General features: G+C 70.2%; 17 protein-coding genes. 8 read left to right on the forward strand and 9 right to left on the reverse strand.

What is annotated here, in order from left to right:
- Positions 1-295 precede the first annotated feature (295 nt).
- The gene (locus ABD197_RS04145; RefSeq protein WP_344051892.1) at positions 296-2275 is read right to left on the reverse strand and encodes an ABC transporter permease; all 1980 of its coding nucleotides are present in this window, start codon (positions 2273-2275) and stop codon (positions 296-298) included.
- A gap of 157 nt (positions 2276-2432) precedes the next feature.
- Here ABD197_RS04145 and ABD197_RS04150 point away from each other — a divergent pair, with 157 nt between their 5' ends.
- Both ABD197_RS04150 and ABD197_RS04155 read left to right on the forward strand, forming a co-directional pair.
- Positions 2433-3881 (forward strand): HNH endonuclease signature motif containing protein, encoded by a 1449-nt coding sequence (locus ABD197_RS04150; RefSeq protein WP_344051894.1) that lies wholly within the window; start codon positions 2433-2435, stop codon positions 3879-3881.
- Between the two features lie 257 nt (positions 3882-4138).
- Complete coding sequence (locus tag ABD197_RS04155) at positions 4139-5803, forward strand: hypothetical protein (RefSeq protein ID WP_344051896.1); 1665 nt, start codon at positions 4139-4141, stop codon at positions 5801-5803.
- Positions 5804-5860: 57 nt separating this feature from the next.
- On the opposite strand, the gene galU is transcribed toward ABD197_RS04155, so the two are convergent.
- Complete coding sequence (gene galU / locus ABD197_RS04160) at positions 5861-6757, reverse strand: UTP--glucose-1-phosphate uridylyltransferase GalU (protein ID WP_344051898.1); 897 nt, start codon at positions 6755-6757, stop codon at positions 5861-5863.
- A gap of 221 nt (positions 6758-6978) precedes the next feature.
- Here galU and ABD197_RS04165 point away from each other — a divergent pair, with 221 nt between their 5' ends.
- Complete coding sequence (locus tag ABD197_RS04165; protein WP_344051900.1) at positions 6979-7575, forward strand: hypothetical protein; 597 nt, start codon at positions 6979-6981, stop codon at positions 7573-7575.
- Between the two features lie 6 nt (positions 7576-7581).
- Here ABD197_RS04165 and ABD197_RS04170 read toward each other — a convergent pair whose 3' ends face one another.
- The 3 genes from ABD197_RS04170 to ABD197_RS04180 are packed head-to-tail and all read right to left on the reverse strand — an operon-like array spanning position 7582 to position 11513.
- Positions 7582-8733, reverse strand: coding sequence for a hypothetical protein (locus ABD197_RS04170; protein WP_344051902.1), 1152 nt, complete (start codon positions 8731-8733; stop codon positions 7582-7584).
- 4 nt (positions 8734-8737) lie between these two features.
- Positions 8738-10429, reverse strand: a complete 1692-nt coding sequence (locus ABD197_RS04175; protein ID WP_344051904.1) for a sensor histidine kinase — start codon at positions 10427-10429, stop codon at positions 8738-8740.
- A gap of 4 nt (positions 10430-10433) precedes the next feature.
- On the reverse strand, positions 10434-11513 hold the full coding sequence (locus ABD197_RS04180; RefSeq protein WP_344051906.1) for a hypothetical protein: 1080 nt from the start codon (positions 11511-11513) through the stop codon (positions 10434-10436).
- Positions 11514-11715: 202 nt separating this feature from the next.
- On the opposite strand from ABD197_RS04180, the gene ABD197_RS04185 reads away from it, so the two are divergent.
- A complete protein-coding gene (locus tag ABD197_RS04185) occupies positions 11716-13206 on the forward strand; it encodes a glycosyltransferase family 2 protein (RefSeq protein ID WP_344051908.1) in 1491 nt (496 codons plus the stop codon).
- A gap of 65 nt (positions 13207-13271) precedes the next feature.
- On the opposite strand, the gene ABD197_RS04190 is transcribed toward ABD197_RS04185, so the two are convergent.
- Complete coding sequence (locus ABD197_RS04190; protein ID WP_344051910.1) at positions 13272-14180, reverse strand: response regulator transcription factor; 909 nt, start codon at positions 14178-14180, stop codon at positions 13272-13274.
- A 124-nt stretch (positions 14181-14304) separates the two neighbouring features.
- Positions 14305-15306, reverse strand: a complete 1002-nt coding sequence (locus tag ABD197_RS04195; RefSeq protein ID WP_344051911.1) for a glycoside hydrolase family 6 protein — start codon at positions 15304-15306, stop codon at positions 14305-14307.
- 140 nt (positions 15307-15446) lie between these two features.
- Between ABD197_RS04195 and ABD197_RS04200 the strand changes: the two genes are divergently transcribed.
- Positions 15447-16109 carry a VanZ family protein gene (locus tag ABD197_RS04200; RefSeq protein WP_344051913.1) on the forward strand — a complete coding sequence of 221 codons (663 nt, stop codon included), beginning with the start codon at positions 15447-15449 and terminating at the stop codon, positions 16107-16109.
- A gap of 2 nt (positions 16110-16111) precedes the next feature.
- Here the strand turns inward: ABD197_RS04200 and ABD197_RS04205 are convergent, their stop codons facing one another.
- Both ABD197_RS04205 and ABD197_RS04210 read right to left on the reverse strand, forming a co-directional pair.
- Positions 16112-16249, reverse strand: a complete 138-nt coding sequence (locus tag ABD197_RS04205) for a hypothetical protein (protein ID WP_344051915.1) — start codon at positions 16247-16249, stop codon at positions 16112-16114.
- A 328-nt stretch (positions 16250-16577) separates the two neighbouring features.
- Entirely contained in the window at positions 16578-17609 is a 1032-nt protein-coding gene (locus ABD197_RS04210; RefSeq protein ID WP_344051917.1) for a PQQ-dependent sugar dehydrogenase, read from the reverse strand.
- A 193-nt stretch (positions 17610-17802) separates the two neighbouring features.
- Between ABD197_RS04210 and rplM the strand changes: the two genes are divergently transcribed.
- Genes rplM through glmM form a run of 3 tightly spaced genes read left to right on the forward strand, consistent with a single transcriptional unit; the run spans position 17803 to position 20135 of the window.
- Positions 17803-18249, forward strand: a complete 447-nt coding sequence (gene rplM, locus ABD197_RS04215) for a 50S ribosomal protein L13 (RefSeq protein WP_344051919.1) — start codon at positions 17803-17805, stop codon at positions 18247-18249.
- 30 nt (positions 18250-18279) lie between these two features.
- Positions 18280-18759: a 30S ribosomal protein S9 gene (gene rpsI, locus ABD197_RS04220; protein ID WP_344051921.1), complete on the forward strand. Its 480-nt coding sequence runs from the start codon at positions 18280-18282 to the stop codon at positions 18757-18759.
- A gap of 17 nt (positions 18760-18776) precedes the next feature.
- Positions 18777-20135, forward strand: coding sequence for a phosphoglucosamine mutase (gene glmM / locus ABD197_RS04225; protein WP_344051923.1), 1359 nt, complete (start codon positions 18777-18779; stop codon positions 20133-20135).
- The last annotated feature ends 14 nt before the right edge of the window (positions 20136-20149 follow it).

Genomic DNA, 20149 nt, shown 5'->3' on the forward strand with positions numbered 1-20149 from the left:
GTAGGAGAGCGTTGTTTCGAGTTTGCTTCGAGGGGCTGGTGGCTCGATTCGAGGGGCTGGTGGCTCGATTGGTCACGCGGCGGCCGGGTACGTAGGCTCGTCCTGTCGGTTCCCCCGCCGACCCGGCCCCGGCCGGACCTCGCAACACCGGAAGCCTGCCCCCCTCGTGCTCCGACGGCTGATTCTGACGCTGGCGTGCGTCGCCGTGATCGTTCCGATCGCGCTGTACGCGCTGCTCGTCGTCGGCTCGCGCGATGCGGTGGAGTACTACTACGGGCGGTGAGCCCTCGGGGTTCTACCTCGCGAGCCATGCCTCGAATCCCGCGTGGTCGCGCGCGGTCGTGAGTTCGGGGTCCGTCCGCGCGAAATCCCGCTGCTGCGGATCGCGGATGCCGGCGGCCAGGAGCCGGCGTGCATCGGCGTCGGCGAACGGCACGTCGGCCCACCGCACGAGGTAGCAGCCCAGCGAGTAGCCCAGGGACGGAGTCACCGCGACGGCCGGATCCGCGAGAAAGCGTCCGTGCGGGCGCGCGCGTCCGCGGGCAGCATCGAGGGCCAGCAGGTCGATCTCGGCCCGCGCCCGGCGCACCCGGTTCGTCGACGAACGCTCGGCCAGCGACATCCAGTCGGAGAGGAGGCTGCTCGCGGTGTCGAGTCGAGCCCGGTTGGGCCTCTTCGCCGCGCCGTTGCGAGACATCGCGGCGAGGGTCATGAGCGTCGACGCGTAGAAGGCGTCGCCGGCGGCCGCGCGGAGCCCGAGCTCCGAACGCCGATCGCGGAGCCGCGCGATCAGTCGGTCGCAGAAGGCGTCGATCTCATCGGGGTCGGTGCAGGAACGGCTCTGCACCCAATCCTGAGTGGAGTGCGCGAGGCGGTTGAACGGGTCGAGCTCGATCGCCTTCGTCAGGATCTCCTCCGCCTCCGTCCGGTCGTTCAGGAACCACGTCGCCGCGATCGTGCGCAGGCCGATGCTCGGGGCCGACGTCGCCCCCATCAGTGCCCGATCGACGTCATACGTCTCGGTGTCGCGCAGTGCGACCACCACGCGCGCGGCGATCGCGGTCGCGAGCAGATCCCGCGTCGCGGGCTTCGGCGTCGGCGCGGGCTCCGGTGGCTCGGGCGCACTGCGGATCACGGTCGGGTCGGGCGCGGCGCCCCTCTGAGCAGTCTCGGACTTCTTGCGGCGCTTCTTTCCCGGCTTCGCGCTTCCGCGCGTCGCGCTGTGCTTCGCGCCGCGGGCGGAGGGGACTGTCTCGGGACCGTGCGGAGCGGCATCCGGTGCCGTCGTCGGCGGATCAGGCGGGGGTGACGTGATCGCGCGCAGGGGGGCGACGTCGTAGGGAGAGGCCGCGACCGATAGGCGCTCTTCGGCCTGGACCCGGCCGTGCCGAACGATCTGCACCGTCGCCTCGGTGGCGGAGAGCTGCGTCACCGACACCTTCCACGGCACGACGCCGATCACGAAGAGCACGATGCCCTGCACGGCCTTCGCGAGCGGGTGATCCGAGAGAGCGCCGAGTCCCGTGGCGACGCCGGCGAGGTCCATTCCCGACGGCACCTCGAGGAGTCGTGACGACGGCACTGAAAGCGCGCGGATCCGCGTGATCACATCGGCGCGGTCCATGACCGACGCATCCTTCTTGTCGGCCGTCTCGCCGCCCGCCGCGACGCTCACGTCCAGACGCAGGCGCGCACCGAGCCACATCGCCAGTGCGACCGAGCCCAGCATCCCGAACGCGGCCAGTGTGAGGAGGACCCACAGCGGGTTCGTCGCGGTGCTGCTTATCGTGAGCTGGATGCCGATCACGACGGCCCCGACCGCGGCGGTGATCACGACCAGCCAGCCGGTCCAGCCGAGGAGGGCGCGCTCGGCTGTCGATGACCGGCGCCGGCGAATGATCGGCGACTCGACCATCAGCCGCGCCAGGACGAAGAACAAGAGGACGACCCCGAGCGCGAATGCGAGCGCGCCCGCGAAGGGGAGAAGCGAGTCGGTCCAGAAGGTGTCCCATGCGGAGCCGAGGCGTTCGGGGACGGCGGGGGTCTGGGTAGGGGTCGGGGTCGGGGTCGGGGTCGGGGTCGGGGTCGGGGTCGGGGTCGGGGTCGGCTGCGGGGTTTGTGGCGTCTGTGCGCTCGTGGCCGTCTGCGCCCAGAGAACGAGGGTGAGGATGCCGAGCGCCGCCGCCCCGAGGGTCACGGCGACCGCTCCGAAGGCGATGCGCGCCGCGGGCCGCTCAGGCGCCGCGATGGACTCCGTCGTGCGTGGTCCTGCCATGGCAGCCCCCCTGCTGCGTGCGGACGGTGGCCTCCATGCTCGTGGCGGGGCGTGGTGGCGTCAAGCGCCGCTCCTCCCCAGACGGGCGGGCACGGGATGTTATCCACAGGTCTTCGCACATGTGTATGAATGTCGGCGGTTGGTGCAACGATGAGTCATGGGCATCCTCAGCGACATGAAGCAGCGCGTCACCGCGCTGGAATCGTGTGGCGGGACGGATGCCGAGGGGCGAGCTCTGCTCGACGCGATCCGGGTGCTGAGCACGGATGACGTCGTCGACCTGGTCTCGATCGCGTCGGGCATCAAGCATGATGCCGACCGCCTGATCGCTGTCGGTGCCGCGATCGTCGCCGAGAGATCCACTCGCGAGCTCGGCCAGTCCGGCGCGGCGGCGGTGCGCGGGTATCCCACTCCCGTCTCCTTGGTGCAGTCGATCTCGGGTGGTACGCGAGCGGATGCCGTGCGCGCGGTGCGGGTGGGCGAGGCGTTGCTCGAAAATGCGGATGTATCGAACATAGAGTCGGATGTGGCGGCTGATTCGTGCTGGCACGACTGTCTCGACCGGGCTCTGCTCGCCGGGTCGCTGACCTCCGCACAGCACGATGCGATCCGCCGCGGGTTGGGAGAGCCGCAGAGCGAGCTCGACGAGGTCTGGGCGCTCGCCGCAGCGCAGCTGGTCGCAGAATCCGACGGCATCGATGTCGAAGAGCTCGCCCGGCGCGCACGGCAGGTGCGCGACGCGCTGGATCCGGCGGGGTTGGAGGAGCGACAGTCGCGGCGATTCGCGGCGCGCTCGCTGCGGACCTGGACCGACGCGGACGGCGGGCACCACGCACGCATCGACTTCGCCGACGAGGACGCCGCTTTCTGGAACTCCGTGATCTCGTCCGCGCTGCGACCCCGCCGCGGAGGACCCCGGTTCATGACCGACGCCGAGCGCGCGGCCGCCGACGACCTCATCGCCGATCCGCGAACCAACGAGCAGTTGACGTACGACCTGATCACGGACGTGTTCCGTGCCGGGGCCCTGGCGTCGGCATCCGATGTCTTCGGCGTCCGCCGGCCGGGCGTCCGCATGGTCGTCGTGAAAGATGCCATCGGGCCGCGTGATGCGCTCGGACGCATGCTCGCGACCGGTCATCTCGAGGACGGTGGCGACGCCCTGGCGGGCTCGGTGATCGACCGAGCGCTGTGCGAGGTGGGCGCCGTCGAGGTCACCGTCGACTCGTGCGGCAACCCGCTCGATGTGGGCCGCGAGCAGCGGCTGTTCACTCCGCGGCAGAAGCTCGCGCTCGCCGTGCGCGACGGAGGGTGTGTGTGGCCCGGATGCCGCGTCACCGCGTCGTATTGCGAGGCTCACCATTCGGAGCACTGGGCGACGGGCGGCAAGACCGATATCGACGCGGGAATCCTGCTCTGCCGGTTCCACCACATGCTTCTGCACAACGCGGGATGGCGGATTCTGCGGGTCGGCAAAGGACCGTTTCTTCTGCATCGGCCACCTGGTGGGGCGGGGGAGCCCATCCCGCTGCAGTCGAAGTCCGCGGTGAGGTGGGCGTGGGATCCGCCACCGTCCGGCGGTCGCACGGGGTGGCGGGCGGCCTGAGTCGTCGGGTGGTTTTACGGCGGGCGGTGTCAGTCGGCGGGGTGAACGGCCCGGGGTGAACGGCGCGCGGCGGGCGGTGCGGGGCGGGGTAGACGGCCGGGCGGGCGGCGCGGGTGGGCAGTGCGGGTGGGCGGCGCGGGTGGGCGGTGCGGGGTGGGTAAACACCATCTCATCCGCTCACGTCGTGACTGAGGGGTGCGGGATCGAGCTGCGGTGTAGGCTGGCGCCGCTCCGACCCGTGGAGCAAGGCAATACGCGTGACAGCACCCGAACCGCCCGACTCGCACCACGGCGGACCGCAGCGCGACGACGCCCGGTTCGACGGCGATGCCGCGCGCGCGGACGACCTCGCGGCGCTCTTCGGCGGTCTCGACGAGGACGCGGATTCGGGTGAGGCGAGGGACGCCGACTCGGAGGCCCGCCGGGCGAGCCTGGCGGCGTTGTTCGGCGGCGCCGCAGCCAGGGTCGATGCGGATTCGACGGAAGAGCAGCCGTCGCGAGCGACGGCCGAACCATTGCCGGAGCCGGTCTCGGCGTGGGGCTCGGCGCCGGAGCCGTCATCGGACCGATTCGGCGACGGTGCAGAGGACTTGCCGCAGTTCGCGTGGGATCCGGCGGCGGTGCCCGCACCGCGTGACGCGGTCCCGGCCATGCCCGAGGCGATGGCGGAGACTTCGGCCCTGGAACCGGACGTGCCGGATGGCATGGTGCGGGACGCCGACGTGCCGACCACCCTGTTGTCGGGGGTGGCGGTGCCGTCATCGCCGGAGGAATCGGCGGGGGATCCGACCGTGCCCGCGGAGGTGGTGCGGCGCCCGGTCGTGTCCGAGGCGGGGATGCCGGAGGGGGAGGATCCGGTCGCGCCGGTCTCGGTGTCCGCGGCGGGGACGCGGGATCCGGTCGCGCCCGAGGCGGGGATGCCGGAGGGGGAGGATCCGGTCGCGCCGGTGTCGGAACCGGGAGCCCGGGGGGCGGCGACCCGGGGTGTCTTCGGCAGACCCGTCACAGAGAAGCGCAGGCTTCGGACGTCGAGCACGAAGGCGAGATGGGCGGCGGTCGCCGCGATCGTCCTGCTCGCCGGAGTGGTCGGCGCATCGGCCCTCGTCGCGCAGAGAGTGGCGGCGAGCAACCTCGCGGCGGCGCAGCTCGCGACCGCGATCGCGCTGTGGGAAGAGGCGGAGAACGCGGCGACCGAACCTCAGACGCTCCTCGATGCGGCCGTCGACGACTACACGGAGACCGTCGACGCGGCGAACATCGCCGCGTCGAGCGCGGCATCTGCATTCGCGGCGGTCGCGGGGATGGTGCCGCAGGCTCCGCTCGATGAGGCGAACGCCGCATTGACCGCGCTCACCGACGAACTCGACCGGGGCGGCCCGACCGGCATCCCGGAGGCGTACGTGCGGGCAGACATCGACGAAACCGATATCGAACAGATCACAGACGCCACCGGCCGCGCCCAAGAGCACCTCGCTTCGGTCGCTGCCGCGGTCCGCGCGCTCACCGCGGCGCAGGCTTCGGTGCAGAAAAAGAGCGAAGCGCTGCGAGCAGCGCAGGTCGCGCTCGGGGTCGCAGTGCCCGACGCGGCACTCGTCATCGTCGAGGAGAATCGGCGGGCACAGCAGAGGTTCCGCGATGCGGTGGTCGCAGCATCCGTCGCCGTGCCGGCCGCGCAGAATGCCGGCGGATCCGGAGACGCCGAACTGCTCGCCTACGCGGCCGCGGTCACGGCGCTCAGAGAAGACCAGAAACGCGCCGAGGGCGTCGTCGAGCCCGTCACACCGCCGGTGACGGTACCCGATCCGGCACCAGCACCCGATCCCGCGCCGGCACCCGATCCGGTGCCCCAGCCGACCCCGGAACCCACACCCACACCCACTCCGACGCCCACGGAGCCGCCACCGCCCGTGCCCACGCCGTAGCGACGAAAAGCCCCGACGAGGGTCACCCCGGAAGGGTCGGCGCGATGACGACCCGGATCACTCCGGGAGGGTCGGTGCGATCTCCTTGATGAAGCCGGCGAGACCCGGACCGAGGTCCTCACGGTCCAGAGCGAGGAGGATGCTCGACTTCAGGTAGTCCAGGCGATCACCGGTGTCGTAGCGACGACCCGAGAAGATCACGCCCAGCACGGGACCCGCGATCGACTCGTCGGCGGCCAGCTCCTCCAGAGCGTCCGTCAGCTGGATCTCGCCGCCCTTGCCGGGCTCCGTGTTCTCGAGCACCTCGAAGATCTCGGGCTTGAGCACATAGCGACCGATGATCGCGAGGTTGCTCGGCGCCTCTTCGGCGGACGGCTTCTCGACGAGCGCCTTGATCTTCACGACGTCGGACTCGTCGGTCGTGTCCACGTCAGCACACCCGTACAGGTGGATCTGCGACGGGTCGACCTCCATGAGCGCGACGACCGTCGCCGAACGACCGAGCGACACCTCGATCATCCGAGACAGCAGCGGGTCGCGCGCGTCGATCAGGTCATCACCCAGCATCACGGCGAACGTCTCGTTGCCGACGTGCTTCTTCGCGCGGAGCACCGCGTGACCGAGACCCTTCGGGTCGCCCTGCCGCACGAAGTGGATGTCGGCGAGCGAACTCGGCTCCATCACGCGGGCCAGCTTGCCGTGGTCACCTTTCGCCTCGAGCGTGTGCTCCAGCTCCGTCACGCGGTCGAAGTGGTTCGCCAGCGCGTTCTTGTTGCGGCCGATGATCACGAGGATGTCGTCGATCCCGGCGGCGACCGCCTCCTCGACGACGTACTGGATGGCCGGCTTGTCGACGACCGGCAGCATCTCCTTCGGCATGGCCTTCGTCGCGGGAAGGAAACGGGTGCCGAGACCGGCTGCGGGGATCACGGCCTTGATGGTGGGGGAGGTCATGGAAGAACCGTACCGATTCCGCGTGAATGCCATGTTTCCGGGTGGTGACACCGAAAAGCGGCCTCACCAGGGAGAAGCCCCAATCGTGTCCCCCGAAGAGGGGACACCGGTCTCGACCCCACCCCCGCATAGACTGGCCGGACCCGGTCGCAGGTGCCTGGTGACGCAACATTCCGCTGACATCACCCCGTTCGGGGGACTCGGGCACAGAGGGGCCGCACATGCGCTTTCCACGACGAACGACCGCGCTCGCCGCGGCTGCTGCACTTGCCGTCGCGCTGGCCGGATGCAGCTCGCCCCCGTGGGAGACCCCGACCGCCTCGCCGACTCCCACGCCCACCTCCACTGAGGTGCCTCAGCCCGTCCCGAACGACCTGTCGTCGGGATCCACCGAGCGCGGACTCACCGCGGGGCCGCTCACGATCACGATCGACTACTGGTCCACCCTCACGATGGACAAGTGGACCGCCGACGCCCTCAAGCCGGTCAGCCTCTCGATGATCACGCAGATCACGCCCAACGACGGCCAGAAGGTCTACCTCCAGCGCGCGACCATGATCGCCACCCCGATGGCGGCGACCGAGACCTTCGATCCGCTCAGCGCCCAGGTCGACAGCGCGACGACGAACCCGGGCTATCTGGTCCTCGACCCGTACAGCTACTCGCAGACCTTCACGGTCGGACCGACGCCGGCGGACGCGACCTACGTCTCGCTCGAGTTCACCTACGAATACCTCGTGCAGTCCACGCCGACCTCGAGCGACTACGCGAAGCAGACTGCGACCGACACGATCACCGTCGCGATCGCGCAGAAGTAATCCCGATCAGGATGCCGAGAGATCGGCATCCGCTCGGCGCCAGCGATCGCCCCCGGCCTCCTGTGCCGCGGCCGTCTGCGCAGCGGCGGCAGCAACGAGGGTCTCGTACCGGTCGGACGCGGTGTCCACGGTCACGATCCCGGCGCTCGCCGTGATGCGCAGACTCGTCGGCGCCTGCTCGTGCGGAACCGACACATCGTTGAGGATCGCCCGCACGTATTCGCGGACGGCCCCGGACGGCTGGGATGCGAACGCGGTGACGTGACCGGGCGAGACGCGGCACAGGTCGGCCTCCGCCGGGAAGGTCGCCGCGACGATCTCCTCGAAGCGGCGGGTCATCGCGGCGTACCCCGCCTCACCGGTCGCTTCGCGCAGGTCGTTCGCGTCGTCGAGCTGCAGGTCCACGAACGACCACGAGTGCTCGCCGCGGGCGCGGGCCCGCACGAGCCGCTCGCGGACCACGGCGCGCATCGCCGGCTCGGGCAGGAAGGCGTCCAATGCCTCGAGCACATCGCGGGCACCGGGACGTCGGTTCGCGAGGAACAGCAGGCTCACGGTCGCGCAGATCGCGTAGATCGTCACGGCGATCACGATGCCGCGCACGAAGAACAGATCCGTGGCCGTGCTGGAGCCCGCGACCGTCCCGGCCGCACCGACCGACGCGAGAAGAAGCAGGGTACCCGCGGCCACGACGAGCGGCATCCCGAATCGAGACCCTTGGAACGCGCCGCGCAGCACTTCGACCGCGGCGAGTGCCGCTCCGATCGCCGACGCCAGGAACAGCCAGCGGAACACGGCGAAGCCGGCTTCCGCGTTCGTCGTCGCCCAGAGGATCCCGACCGACAGCGCGGACTGCGCGAATCCGATCCACGCGTGCGGGCGCTTGCCCTGGGCGGCTCGCAGCCCCGACCAGATCACCGTCGGCATGCCGCACAGGAATCCCAGGCCCACCGGATGCAGGAGCACGTCCGTGCCCATCGCCGCCGAGGCCAGGGAGCCGTAGGCGGCGAGGAGTCCCAGCAGGAAAGCGAAGGTCCACAGGAGCGTCGCGCGGCTGGCGCGACCGAGGAGGCCCACCCAGATCATGAGAGCCACGCACGTGGTCATCGTCACGGTCAGGCCGACCACCAGGTCTCCGGTGGCGATCGTCGTGGTCACGGGATCAAGCATCGGTGCGGGCCCTCCACGATCCATCGGCCAGGACGCCGGCATCCGGCGCGTCTTCGGCGGGCAGGCTCACCGTCGCCACGGTCCCTCGGCCGACCGCGCTCTCGATGCTCAGCTCGCCCTTGTGCTCGGCCACGAGCGAGCGGACGATGCCCATACCCAGGCCCGTACCGGCGATCGTGCTCGCCTCGGCGGCGGCGCTGCGGAAGTACGGCTCGTAGATGCGCTCGAGGTCCTCCGGCGACATGCCCATTCCGGTGTCGGTGATCACCAGCACGGCCTGGTCGTTCGCCCGCGAGGCGCCTTCGGTGCCGGAGCGGAACACCTCGACGGTGACCCGGCCGCCCTTCGGGGTGTACTTGATCGCGTTGCTCAGCAGGTTGTCGCACACCTGGCGCAGGCGGAACGCGTCGCCCATGACGCTCACATGATCGGACACGGCGAGCACTACGCGGATGCCGCCCGATTCCGCGGCCGGCGTGAACGACTCGACCGAGTCGGCGACGACCTTCGCCAGGTCGGTGCTCGTGACGGTCGCCTCGGCCTTCTGCGCCTGCTTGCCCGACGCGAGGATCTCGTTCGCGAGCGTGAGCATGCGTTCCGCCGCCGACGTGATCGCCTCGACTCGCACGCGGGTCGGTTCGGGGAGCGTCGTGTCCTCGAGCAGCAGATCGGAGAACCCGAGGATCGTGGTGAGCGGATTGCGCAGCTCGTGGGAGACGCGCGTCGCGAGGTTGGCCCGGGCGCGCTCGGCGCTGATCATCGCGGTGATGTCGTGGACGATCATCAGGCGGTCGCCACTGGCGACGCCTTGATCGTTCGGGAGACGGATCGAGGTCACCGCGAGCGCCCGCCACGTGAGATCCGTCGTGAACAGCCAGGTGCGCTCGTCCTCGAACTGCTCGCCGCTGCGGGCGCGGTTGATGGGGCGGCGGCTGGGGCTGAGCGGTGAGCCCTCGAAGCCGTCGTACTCGACCGAGCGTGGGGCGAAGGTCAGATCGTCGGGCACGATGTCGTACAGCGCCAGGTAGGTCGCGTTCGCCTCCACGATCTCTCCGTCGGCGGAAAGGCGGACGACGCCGACATCGAGCGAACCCAGCACGCGCGAGAGCTCGCGCTCCTGCCGCGTCGAGCGCGACAGCGTCTCGTTGAGCTTGGTGGCCTCACGGCGCAGCAGCCGCTTGAATGCCCGGGTTTGACGCGCGGCGCTCTGCGTGCTGATCGCGATGAAGGTCAGCGAGAGGGTGATGATGATCAGGCGCAGGGTCCCGTTGGGGTTCTCGGGGTGGTTGAGCTCCTCCAGGAGCACGAGCACCGCCACCGTCCCGAGAGCCGTGCCGGTCGCCCAGAGCGGGAAGTGCGACGCGATCCAGGTCACCGGGAAGACCCAGAGAAACGCGAAGTCGATCGGGGTGTCCCGGGTCATGAGACCGACCGCGATGATGTCCAGCAGCGGCACGGCCAACACGGCCCAGCGGGGCAGCTTCTGCCACGGCACGGCGAGAGCGAGTCCGGTCAGGATCACGATCATCGAGACGCCGACCGTGAAGGTCCACATGCCCAGCGTCTCGGGGGCGAGCGCCTGCACGAGCAGCACGATGACGACCACGACGATCGACAGCAGCAGCTGCGACAGCCAGATCGAGTACGTGCGCGTGCCGACGGGCAGGGACGCGGGCGTGGTCATACGCTCACACTCCCTGAGAGGTCAGCACCCGTCGCGCCGCCGAGCGGGCGTGTCGGGCGAACCGGCGGACGTCGGAGGTCGAGGTGATGTTGAGCTGCGCCACCTCGAGGTCGGGCGGGTCGGTCGGGGAGGGATCGGGCAGCAGGCTCTCGAAGGTCTGCTGCAGCGTCGCGCGGATCGCGTCGAGGTCGAAGTTCGTGCCGAACTGCAGCGCCACGAGCGACCCCGGGGCGGCACGCCCGATCACGCTGCCGGTGGGGAGCACGTCCGCCGATGCGCGGGTCACCGCCGTCGCGATCGCCTGCGCCCAGGCCCGGCCGAACGCCGCACGGTGCAGCGGCAGCGCCGGAACCGTCACCGTGATCGCCAGCACGACGTTGCGCTGCGCCAGAAGCGCCTCGATCCAGTTCGTCAGGGTCTCGTTGCTCACGATCGCCGTCGGATCGGGCCCCTGAGCGCGCCGGATGATCACGATCATGCCCCACGCCACCATCCCGACCGCGGTCGCCGCGACGATCGTCGCGACTCCGCGCGAGAAGCCGAGCACGACCCAGCGGTTCAGCTCGATCTGCAGCAGCGGTGCGACGAACCGGGCCACGCAGTACGTGCCGTAGACGGCGAGCGTCCCCCCGACGAGCCACGCACCGAGCTCGGGGAGCTTCCCGCGCACGCAGGAGGCGACCGTCAGGAAGCTGAGGAGCGCCAGCGCGACCAGCTTCACGGCCTGCCCGGTCTCGGGGGAGAGCAGGAGGGTCGTCGCACCCACCGCGACCGAGACCGTACCGGAGAGGATCAGCCAGGTCCGCGGCATCCCGCCGGCGACTCTGACGGCGGCCAGGATCAACCCGATCGACAGCGGCATCGAGATGTCGCCGATCAGGAGTGGGATCAGGTGCTCGTCGTCGGGCCCCGACATCGCGTATGCGAGCGTCGAGAGCGTCGCGCTGCTGGCCCCGAGGACGGACAGCGTGGATGCCGACGCCCACGGCCCGTCGGTGGAGCGGGCGCGGCGCTCGGAAACGATCACCAGAGCCACGGCCACGCAGCACGCCACCGTGAGGGTGACCGTGTACAGGGTGATCATCCATTCACCTGTCGTCTGGTCCGCACCCGGCGTCCCGGAGGGGCTTCGGGGGCGTTGCGCAAACCTTGCGGATTCGTTGTGGTCGCCTGGACGAACCACGGGTGCTACGTGGAGTTGAGCATAACAAGCTGGTCTCCAACGAGGTGCTCCGGCCCCCGTCCCCCCTTCGGGGGACACGCGGTACCTCGAGAAGGACACGGACATGACCACGATCACCACCCCGGCTTCCTCCCGCAGCGAGCTGGCCCTGCGCGCCCACCACCGCGCCCCGGTCGTCGTGCCCTCCGAGCCCGTGTTCGACCACGCCTTCCCCGAGGACTTCGACTCGGTCTTCGAGGGCTCGACCACGCAGCGCTCCACGATCGGATGCGTCATCCCCGCGTACAACGAGGAGGAGTCGATCGCGGCCGTGATCGAGGGGCTCCTCGCGCAGACCCGCGTCCCCGACGTCATCCACGTCGTCGTGAACAACACGACCGACAAGACGGTGCAGATCGCGTCCCAGTACGCCGGTGCCCACGAGATCACGACCGAGCTCGGCGAGCAGTTCACCGAGGTGTTCGTCCACGACATCGGCAAGAACCCCGACAAGAAGGTCGGCGCGCTCAACTACGGCTACGCCCTTGTCGAGGGCTACGACTACCTCCTCGGCGTCGACGGCGACACGATCGCCGAAGAGCACGCCGTGGAGTACCTCGAGACCGAGATCATCGGCGACAGCCGCATCGGCGGCATCTCGGCGATCTACTCGATCGACAACAAGCCCTTCAAGGGGCTCGCCTCGTTCCTCATCAGCGGCCAGCGCTCGCAGTTCGCCGCCTTCAACCTGCAGAACCTGCTGCGCGGCCGCAACATGGCCGTGCTCGGCGGACAGTTCTCGGTGTTCTCCACCCATGCCTTGCGCGAGGTCATGGAACAGAACCACCAGTCCACGCCGTGGGTCAAGGACAGCGAGGTGGAGGACTCGCTGCTCTCTCTGCAGATCAAGAGCGCCGGGTACCTGACGAAGATCAGCCCGGCCGCCCGCGCCGACGTCGGTGGGATGACGACGCTGCGGGCGCTGGACGCGCAGCAGGTCAAGTGGACCTACGGCGCGATCGAGCTGATGTGGCCGGGACAGCGGGGCGACACGAAGGGGCAGCCGCTGCACCCGAACCTGCGGATCCGGTGGGCGGAGAACTTCGGCATGCTCACGAACCTGTTCGTGCGCGTGGCGTTCCTCCTCCTGCTCGCGGCGTCGCTGTCGATCGGCGCGTTCGTGTTCTCGCCCGTCTGGCTGATCCCGATCGGCATGGCGGTGATGCTGAACCTGCGCATGGCGATGACGATGGCGAACCGCACCCGCAAGGACGTGCTCTTCGCGCTGCTCATCGTGCCCGCCGAGGTCTACATGTGGATCCGGCTGTCGCACTTCACCCGCGCCTGGTCGAGCTTCCTCTCCAAGAAGAAGGTCGACAACTGGGCGGCGCAGGCGAAGGCGGAGAAGGGCGGCGGCGGCCACGGACACTGGGTGCCCCTCATCGTCGCGATCGCCGTCATGGTCGCCGTCGCGGTGATCTGGATGATGCTCGGCCCGGTCGTGCAGTCCACGATCCTCTGGATCGGCTGGCCGATCGTCGGCGTCGTGACCGTCCTGCAGACGCTCCTGATGTTCACCAAGCTCATCCGTCGCCAGCACGGATACAAGGTCTGAGTCGCCCGAACGGCTCAGGACCCCTCACTCACTCGGATACGCAGCTGGGGAGCGCGATCCGAAGGTCACGCCGGGGGAGGAGTGACCTCTGAGGTGAGGCGGTACCCGACACCCCGCACGGTCTCGATGAATCGAGGCTGTGCGGGGTTGTCGCCGATCTTGCGGCGGAGGTTCGTCATATGCGCCTCGACCGCCCGCTTGTCGGCATCTCCGACGAAGTACGTCGTGACGTACGACTCGCCGCGCAGGAGCAGCGTGAGGTCGGCCTTGCTGCGCACGCGCCGGCGGGATTCCAGCAGTGCGGCCAGCAGGTCGAACTCGGTTCGGGTCAGGTCGACCTCGGTGTCGTCGATCAGGACGATGCGGCTGTCGAGGTCGAGCCGGAGGTTGCGGTGCGCGAGCCACTGGCCCTCGCCGTTGTGCAGCTCGAGCGCGCCGGTGCCGGTGGCTCCCGCCTCGTGCACGATGACCTCCTGCGGTGCGGCGGGGGCCGCCGCGGGTGCCGGGGCCGCCACGGGCGCGGCGGCGGGGCGAGCCGACGGGAACGACGGGCCCGCGCTCTCCTGCGTGCGCACCGGCGCCGGCGCCGCCACCCGCCCGCGGCGCAGCATCGCGTCGATGCGCGCGCGGAACTCGCGGGGACGGAAGGGCTTCGTGATGTACTCGTCGGCCCCGGCGGTGAGTCCGAGGACGACATCCGCCTCCTCGCCCATCGCGGTGATCATGACGATGTACGTGTCGCTGTGGGCGCGGATGCGCCGCGCCGCCTCGATGCCGTCGATGCCGGGCATGTTGACATCCAGCGTCGTGATCATCGGCTGATACGACAGCACCGCCTGGATGCCGTCGATGCCGTTGCCCACCGAGACGGTGGAGAAACCGGCTGCTTCCAGGACGTCCACCAGCAGGTGCCTGAGCTCGGCATCGTCTTCGACGATGACCGCCGTGCGTCCGCTGTCGGTGGTTTCGGTCATTCACTTACTCCAGTCGTGCCGAGTTCGGTACGGGTGCTCCGGATGCCGTGTGGCGTCGCAGGGAAACGACCGTCCGAAGACGACTGGAGTGGTGCTGGAGAGGCGATTCTTTCACACGCATATGTCACTCAAGCGACGCGCGTGTCAACTCGATCGCACTCTGCGGCCACCACTGCCCGGCGGCGGGTCCGCCGTTGCATTCGCCGTCGCTCTCGCCGGGCGGCTTGATCCACAGGTTCACATCGACCACGTCGTCGCCGAACGTGCCGCCGACATCGCCGACCAGCCGCTTCGGCGGGTTGCACCACTGCCCGTCCGACCCCGCTCCGTTGCGGGACGTGTCGATAACCGCGTGCGATCCGCCGAGCGCGTCGGCGAGGCGATGGGCGTAGTCGATCTCGGCATCCGAGTCGTAGTAATTCGACACATTCGTCGCGAATCCGCGCGCGTCCTGCACGCCCGCCTGCCGCAGCAGGTCGGCCATCTGGTCGACGGGGAGCCAGTTCGAGTGCCCGGCGTCGAGGTAGACCCAGACGCCGTCGGCCTGCAGGTCCTCGATCGCCGCGCGCAGCTGCGCGGTGCGCTCGTCGACGTTGCCGCACTCCGGCGCGAGGGCGAGCGAGTCGGGCTCGAGGACGACGATCGCGTGCACATCGGATGCCGCGCGCAGCGCCTCGCCGATCTCGGTCGTCCAGACCGGGTAGTCCGCGGGCGGCAGCCCGCCCGCCGAGTACTGCCCGCAGTCGCGCTCGGGCAGGCCGTAGACCACGAGCGTGAGGATCGCGGACTGCTGCCGCGCCTCGTCGGCGAGGGCGGTGACGGCAGGGCCCACCTCACCGACGCCGAACTCCTCGGGGGTCAGCCACACCGCGGTCGGCTGCGCGGCCAGGTACGCGGCGGCCTCGCGGGCGGCGGCGGAGCCGGAATCGGATGCCGCGGCCGCGGCGGTGTCGGCGGCGACGAGCAGCGTCGTCCCGGGTGCCGGGCCTGCGGCCGCGGGCTTGGGCAGGACCGCGATGACGACGGCGACCACCGCGACGATGAGGAGGACCGCCCCCACCGCGATGCCGGCGATGAGCACGCCGCGGCGCCTGTCGGTTCGGGTGCGCGGGCGCGTCGCGGACACGGGGACTCCTCCGGGGGTAGGACGTTGCTGTCATCTCTAGCACGGGCGGGCCCGGGTATCATGCCGTGAATCAGTCCGGTGCCGGTCGGCGCGGACATTCTTCAGCGGCAGCGACGCGGCGTCCGAGGGTGAGGAGTCGCGTGAACGCACAGCCGAACACACCGGCGGGGTCGATCCCGCCGCGGCCGCCGTTGCCCGGTGCGCCGGTCGTTCCCGGTGCTTCGGGTGCCCCGGTGCCGGCGCCTGCCGCCGCGGATGTGCCGGCGCCTGCCGCCGCGGGCCGGCACATCAATAGCGGTCGGCTCGGCGTCGCCGCGGCGCCGGTGGCGCGGCATCCGTCGATCCCTCCCCGCCCCCCGCGGCCCGCACCTCTGACGCGTCCCTCGCGGCTGCGCTCCGCGGTGCGGAACCCGCGTGTGCTGCTGGCCGCGTACCTCGTCGTGCTCACGCTCATCGCGGTGTGGCCGGTGCCGGTCGACAGCGGTGCGGGCGGGCTGCTGCGCCGCATCACGCGGGTCTTCCCGTTCGCCACGTACGCGCGCATCGAGTTCGGGGCCAACATCCTGCTGTTCGTGCCGCTCGGCATCCTGCTCGCCCTCATCCTGCGGCAGCGCTACCTGATCCTGCCGATCGCCCTCGTGTCGACGGTCGCGATCGAGTCGTTTCAAGCGCTGATGCTCGACAAGCGCACGCCCAGCGTGATGGACATCGTCGCGAACCTCACCGGGGCGGCGCTGGGCCTGCTGATCGTCGCGTTCGTACAGTGGCGACGCGGTCGAGGCCGGGCCCCAGCGGCCCCTTGACATCAGCGCCCCGGTTCGGCGGGTTCGCGCGCCGGCTGCAGACCGTGTGCGGTGCGGGTTCCGGGCCACTTCGCCAGCCGGTGCGACGGCGCTTCGACGTACGACGCGAACAGCTGCGCGACCAGCAAGGCGAGCGGCACGGAGATCGCGATGCCCGCGCATGGTCCTCGTCAGATGCTCCCATTCGAGGCGACGGGGTTGCCGCCGGCGGTGGCGTAGTACGCGTCGGCGAGCGACGGGAACGTCAGGAGCGAATGGTGAAATGACGACCACGGCGGCCGCGACTCCGCGCAGACCGCCGAGCGATCGCAATCTCTCAGACGTCGGCACGGTCGGCGAAGCCAGCACGCCGACTTTCCGGTGCCGCCGGGCTCGCACACCGCGGGAATGTGCGGTATGCGCGCGCCTCGGGGACGCGGGATGGGCGCGGATCAGGGGGACGCGAGATCCGCGCGGAGAGCACGGCGTTCAGTCCACGCCGACCAGGACGTCGTCACCCTCCCGCACGTCCCCGCGCCCATCGCGGTTGCTGGTGACGAAGAGCGCCGACCCGTCCGGCGCGCGCACGACGTCGCGGATACGCCCGTACTCGCCGACGAACCGGTCGGTCGATGCGCTCAGGTCATCCAGCGGCACACTCCGCAGTCGCTCTCCACGCAGGTTCGCGATCAGAAGATCGTCGCCGACGACCGCGATGCCGCTCGGCGAGGCGTCGGCGGGCTTCCACTGCTGGACCGGATCGACAAATCGGTCATCGTCCGCGATGCCCTCCACGATCGGCCATCCGTAGTTCTGGCCGGGTTCGATCACGTTGAGCTCGTCCCAGGTGTCCTGACCGAATTCGGCGGCGTAGAGGGTGCCCTCGGCATCCCAGGCGATCCCCTGCGGATTGCGGTGGCCGAGGCTGTAGACGAGCGACCCAGGCAGGGGGTTGTCGGCGGGCACCGCGCCGTCGGGGGTCATCCGCAGGATCTTCCCCGCGAGCGAGGCCGGATCCTGCGCGGCGGCCCGCTCCCCGGCATCGCCGACCGTGGCGTACAGCATCCCGTCCGGGCCGAACGCGATACGCCCGCCGTTGTGCGTGCGCGCCGAGGGCAGTCCGTCCAGCACCGTCTCGGGCTTGCCGAGGCGCAGCGGCGAGCCCGACAGCCGGAACCGCTGGATGCGGTTGCCACTCGCCGCGGTGGAGTAGGCGTAAAGGCGCTCCTCCGCATCGACGGCGAGGCCCAGCAGGCCGCCCTCGCCACCGGGAGTGACGCCCTCGACCGTGCCGACGACCCGCGTGGTGCCGTCGGGCAGCAGTTCGAGGATGCGCGCGGTGTCCCGCTCGCTGATGAGCGCGGTTCCGTCCGCGAGGAACGCCACGGACCACGGTGCCGCGAGGTCGGTGGCGATGATCTCGCTCTCGGCCGCAGCGCCGCGCGGCTCGGCCGATGCTGCGCAGCCGCCGATCATGAGCGCCGCGAGGGCGAGAGTCGAAACGATGAGGGGCTGCCGCATGCTCGACAGCCTTGCCGGTCGAGGTGCGAGTCGCCTGAGTGGTGTAAGCTGATCCATTGGTGCCTGCGCCCTGCTGGCCCTGCACCGCGAACGTGAGCCCTCCACTGGCGTGTTCCGCCGGCCTTCTGGTCGGAGAACCACCCCGGAGCGGGATTCACGAACATCTCCGTTCGAACAAGAAAGCAGCACTACTGTGACGCGCACGTACACCCCCAAGGCTGGCGAAGCCCAGCGCGAGTGGCTGGTCATCGACGCCACCGACGTCGTTCTCGGCCGCCTCGCCTCGCACGCGGCAGCACTCCTCCGCGGGAAGCACAAGGCGACCTTCGCCCCCCACATGGACATGGGCGACTTCGTCATCATCATCAATGCCGAGAAGGTGGCCCTCACCGGCCAGAAGCTCCAGAACAAGAAGGCCTACCGCCACTCGGGCTACCCGGGCGGCCTGAAGTCGGTCACGTACGACGAGCTCCTCTCCAAGAACCCCGAGCGGGCCGTCGAGAAGGCCGTGCGCGGCATGCTCCCCAAGAACAGCCTGGGTGCGCAGCAGCTCACCAAGCTCAAGGTCTACCGCGGCGCCGAGCACCCCCACGGTGCGCAGCAGCCCAAGACCTTCACCCTCGACCAGGTCGCCCAGTAAGCGCCGCCCAGACTGACGAAGGACATACTCGTGGCGAACATCGAAGAATCCACCGAAACCTCCTACTCGACCGAGACCGCGGTCGACCAGGCAGCCGTTGCTGCTGAGCGCCCCGTGCTCAGCGTCCCCGGCGCCGCGGTCGGTCGTCGCAAGCAGGCCATCGCCCGCGTGCGCATCGTCCCCGGTACGGGTGTCATCACGGTCAACGGCCGCACGTTCGAGGACTACTTCCCGAACAAGCTGCACCAGCAGCTCGTGAAGGATCCGTTCACCGTGCTCAACCTCACTGACGCGTACGACGTGATCGCGCGCATCTCCGGTGGCGGCCCCTCCGGTCAGGCCGGGGCGCTGCGCCTGGGCATCGCCCGTTCGCTGAACGGTGTCGACGTCGAGAACAACCGCGCCACCCTGAAGAAGGCCGGCTTCCTCTCGCGCGACGCTCGCGTGAAGGAGCGCAAGAAGGCCGGTCTCAAGAAGGCCCGCAAGGCCCCTCAGTACTCGAAGCGCTGATCGGGAACACCCTCCGTATGCCGCTCTTTGGCACGGACGGGGTGCGGGGGCTGGCCAACGGCCCCCTCACCGCCGATCTCGCACTCACCCTGGCCCAGGCGACCGCCGTCGTCCTGGGCCAGGGCCGTACTGCCGAGGCCCGCAAGGCCGCCGGCAAGCGTCTCACCGCCGTCGTCGCGCGCGACCCGCGCGTCTCGGGTGAGTTCCTCGCTGCCGCCGTTGCGGCGGGGCTCGCCTCGTCCGGTGTGGACGTGCTCGACGCAGGCGTTCTGCCGACCCCGGCGACCGCGTACCTGATCGCCGACATCGACGCCGACTTCGGCGTGATGGTCTCGGCGTCCCACAATCCGGCTCCCGACAACGGGATCAAGATCTTCGCCCGCGGCGGCGTCAAGCTCCCCGACGAGGTCGAGCAGCGCATCGAAGCGGCCCTTTCGGCCCCGAAGCTGCAGCCCACCGGCGCCGGAGTCGGCCGCATCCGACGGTTCGCGGATGCCGAGGACCGCTACGTCGTCCACCTCCTGGCGTCGCTGCCCCACCGCCTGGATGGGCTGCACGTCGTGCTCGACTGCGCGCACGGCGCGGCATCCGGAGTCTCGCCCGAGACGTTCCGCGACGCGGGGGCCCGGGTCACGGTGATCGGCGCCGATCCCGACGGGCTGAACATCAACGACGGCGTCGGCTCGACGCACCTCGACCTGCTGGCTGAGCACGTGGTGCGGGTCGGTGCGGACGTCGGCATCGCGCACGATGGCGACGCGGACCGCTGCCTCGCGGTGGACGCCCGCGGTCGGATCGTGGACGGCGACCAGATCATGGCGATTCTCGCGGTGTCGATGAAGGAGCGCGGACACCTCGTGGACGACACGCTCGTCGCGACCGTGATGAGCAACCTGGGTCTGCACCGGGCGATGGCCGACGCGGGCATCACGGTCGAGCAGACCGGCGTCGGCGACCGCTACGTGCTGGAGCGCATGAACGAGGGCGGATTCTCGCTCGGCGGCGAGCAGTCCGGCCACGTGATCATGAGCGAATACGCCACCACCGGCGACGGGCTGCTGACGGGGCTGCACCTCATGTCCGAAATGGCGCGCACCGGCCGATCGCTCGCCGACCTCGCCTCGATCATGACCGTGTACCCGCAGGTGCTGGTGAACGTGCGCGGCGTCGACCGGACTCGGGCCTCATCCGATGCCGGCGTCGCGGCCGCGGTCGCGGAGGTCTCGGCCGAGCTCGGCGATTCGGGCCGCGTGCTGCTGCGCCCGTCGGGCACCGAGGAGATGGTGCGCGTCATGGTGGAGGCGGCGTCCGCGGACGTCGCGCAGGACTACGCCGACCGCCTGGCCGACGTCGTGCGCGAGCGGCTCGCGCTGTAGCTCATCCGTCACCC

The organism is Microbacterium lacus, assembly GCF_039531105.1.
Classification (GTDB): Bacteria; Actinomycetota; Actinomycetes; order Actinomycetales; family Microbacteriaceae; genus Microbacterium; species Microbacterium lacus.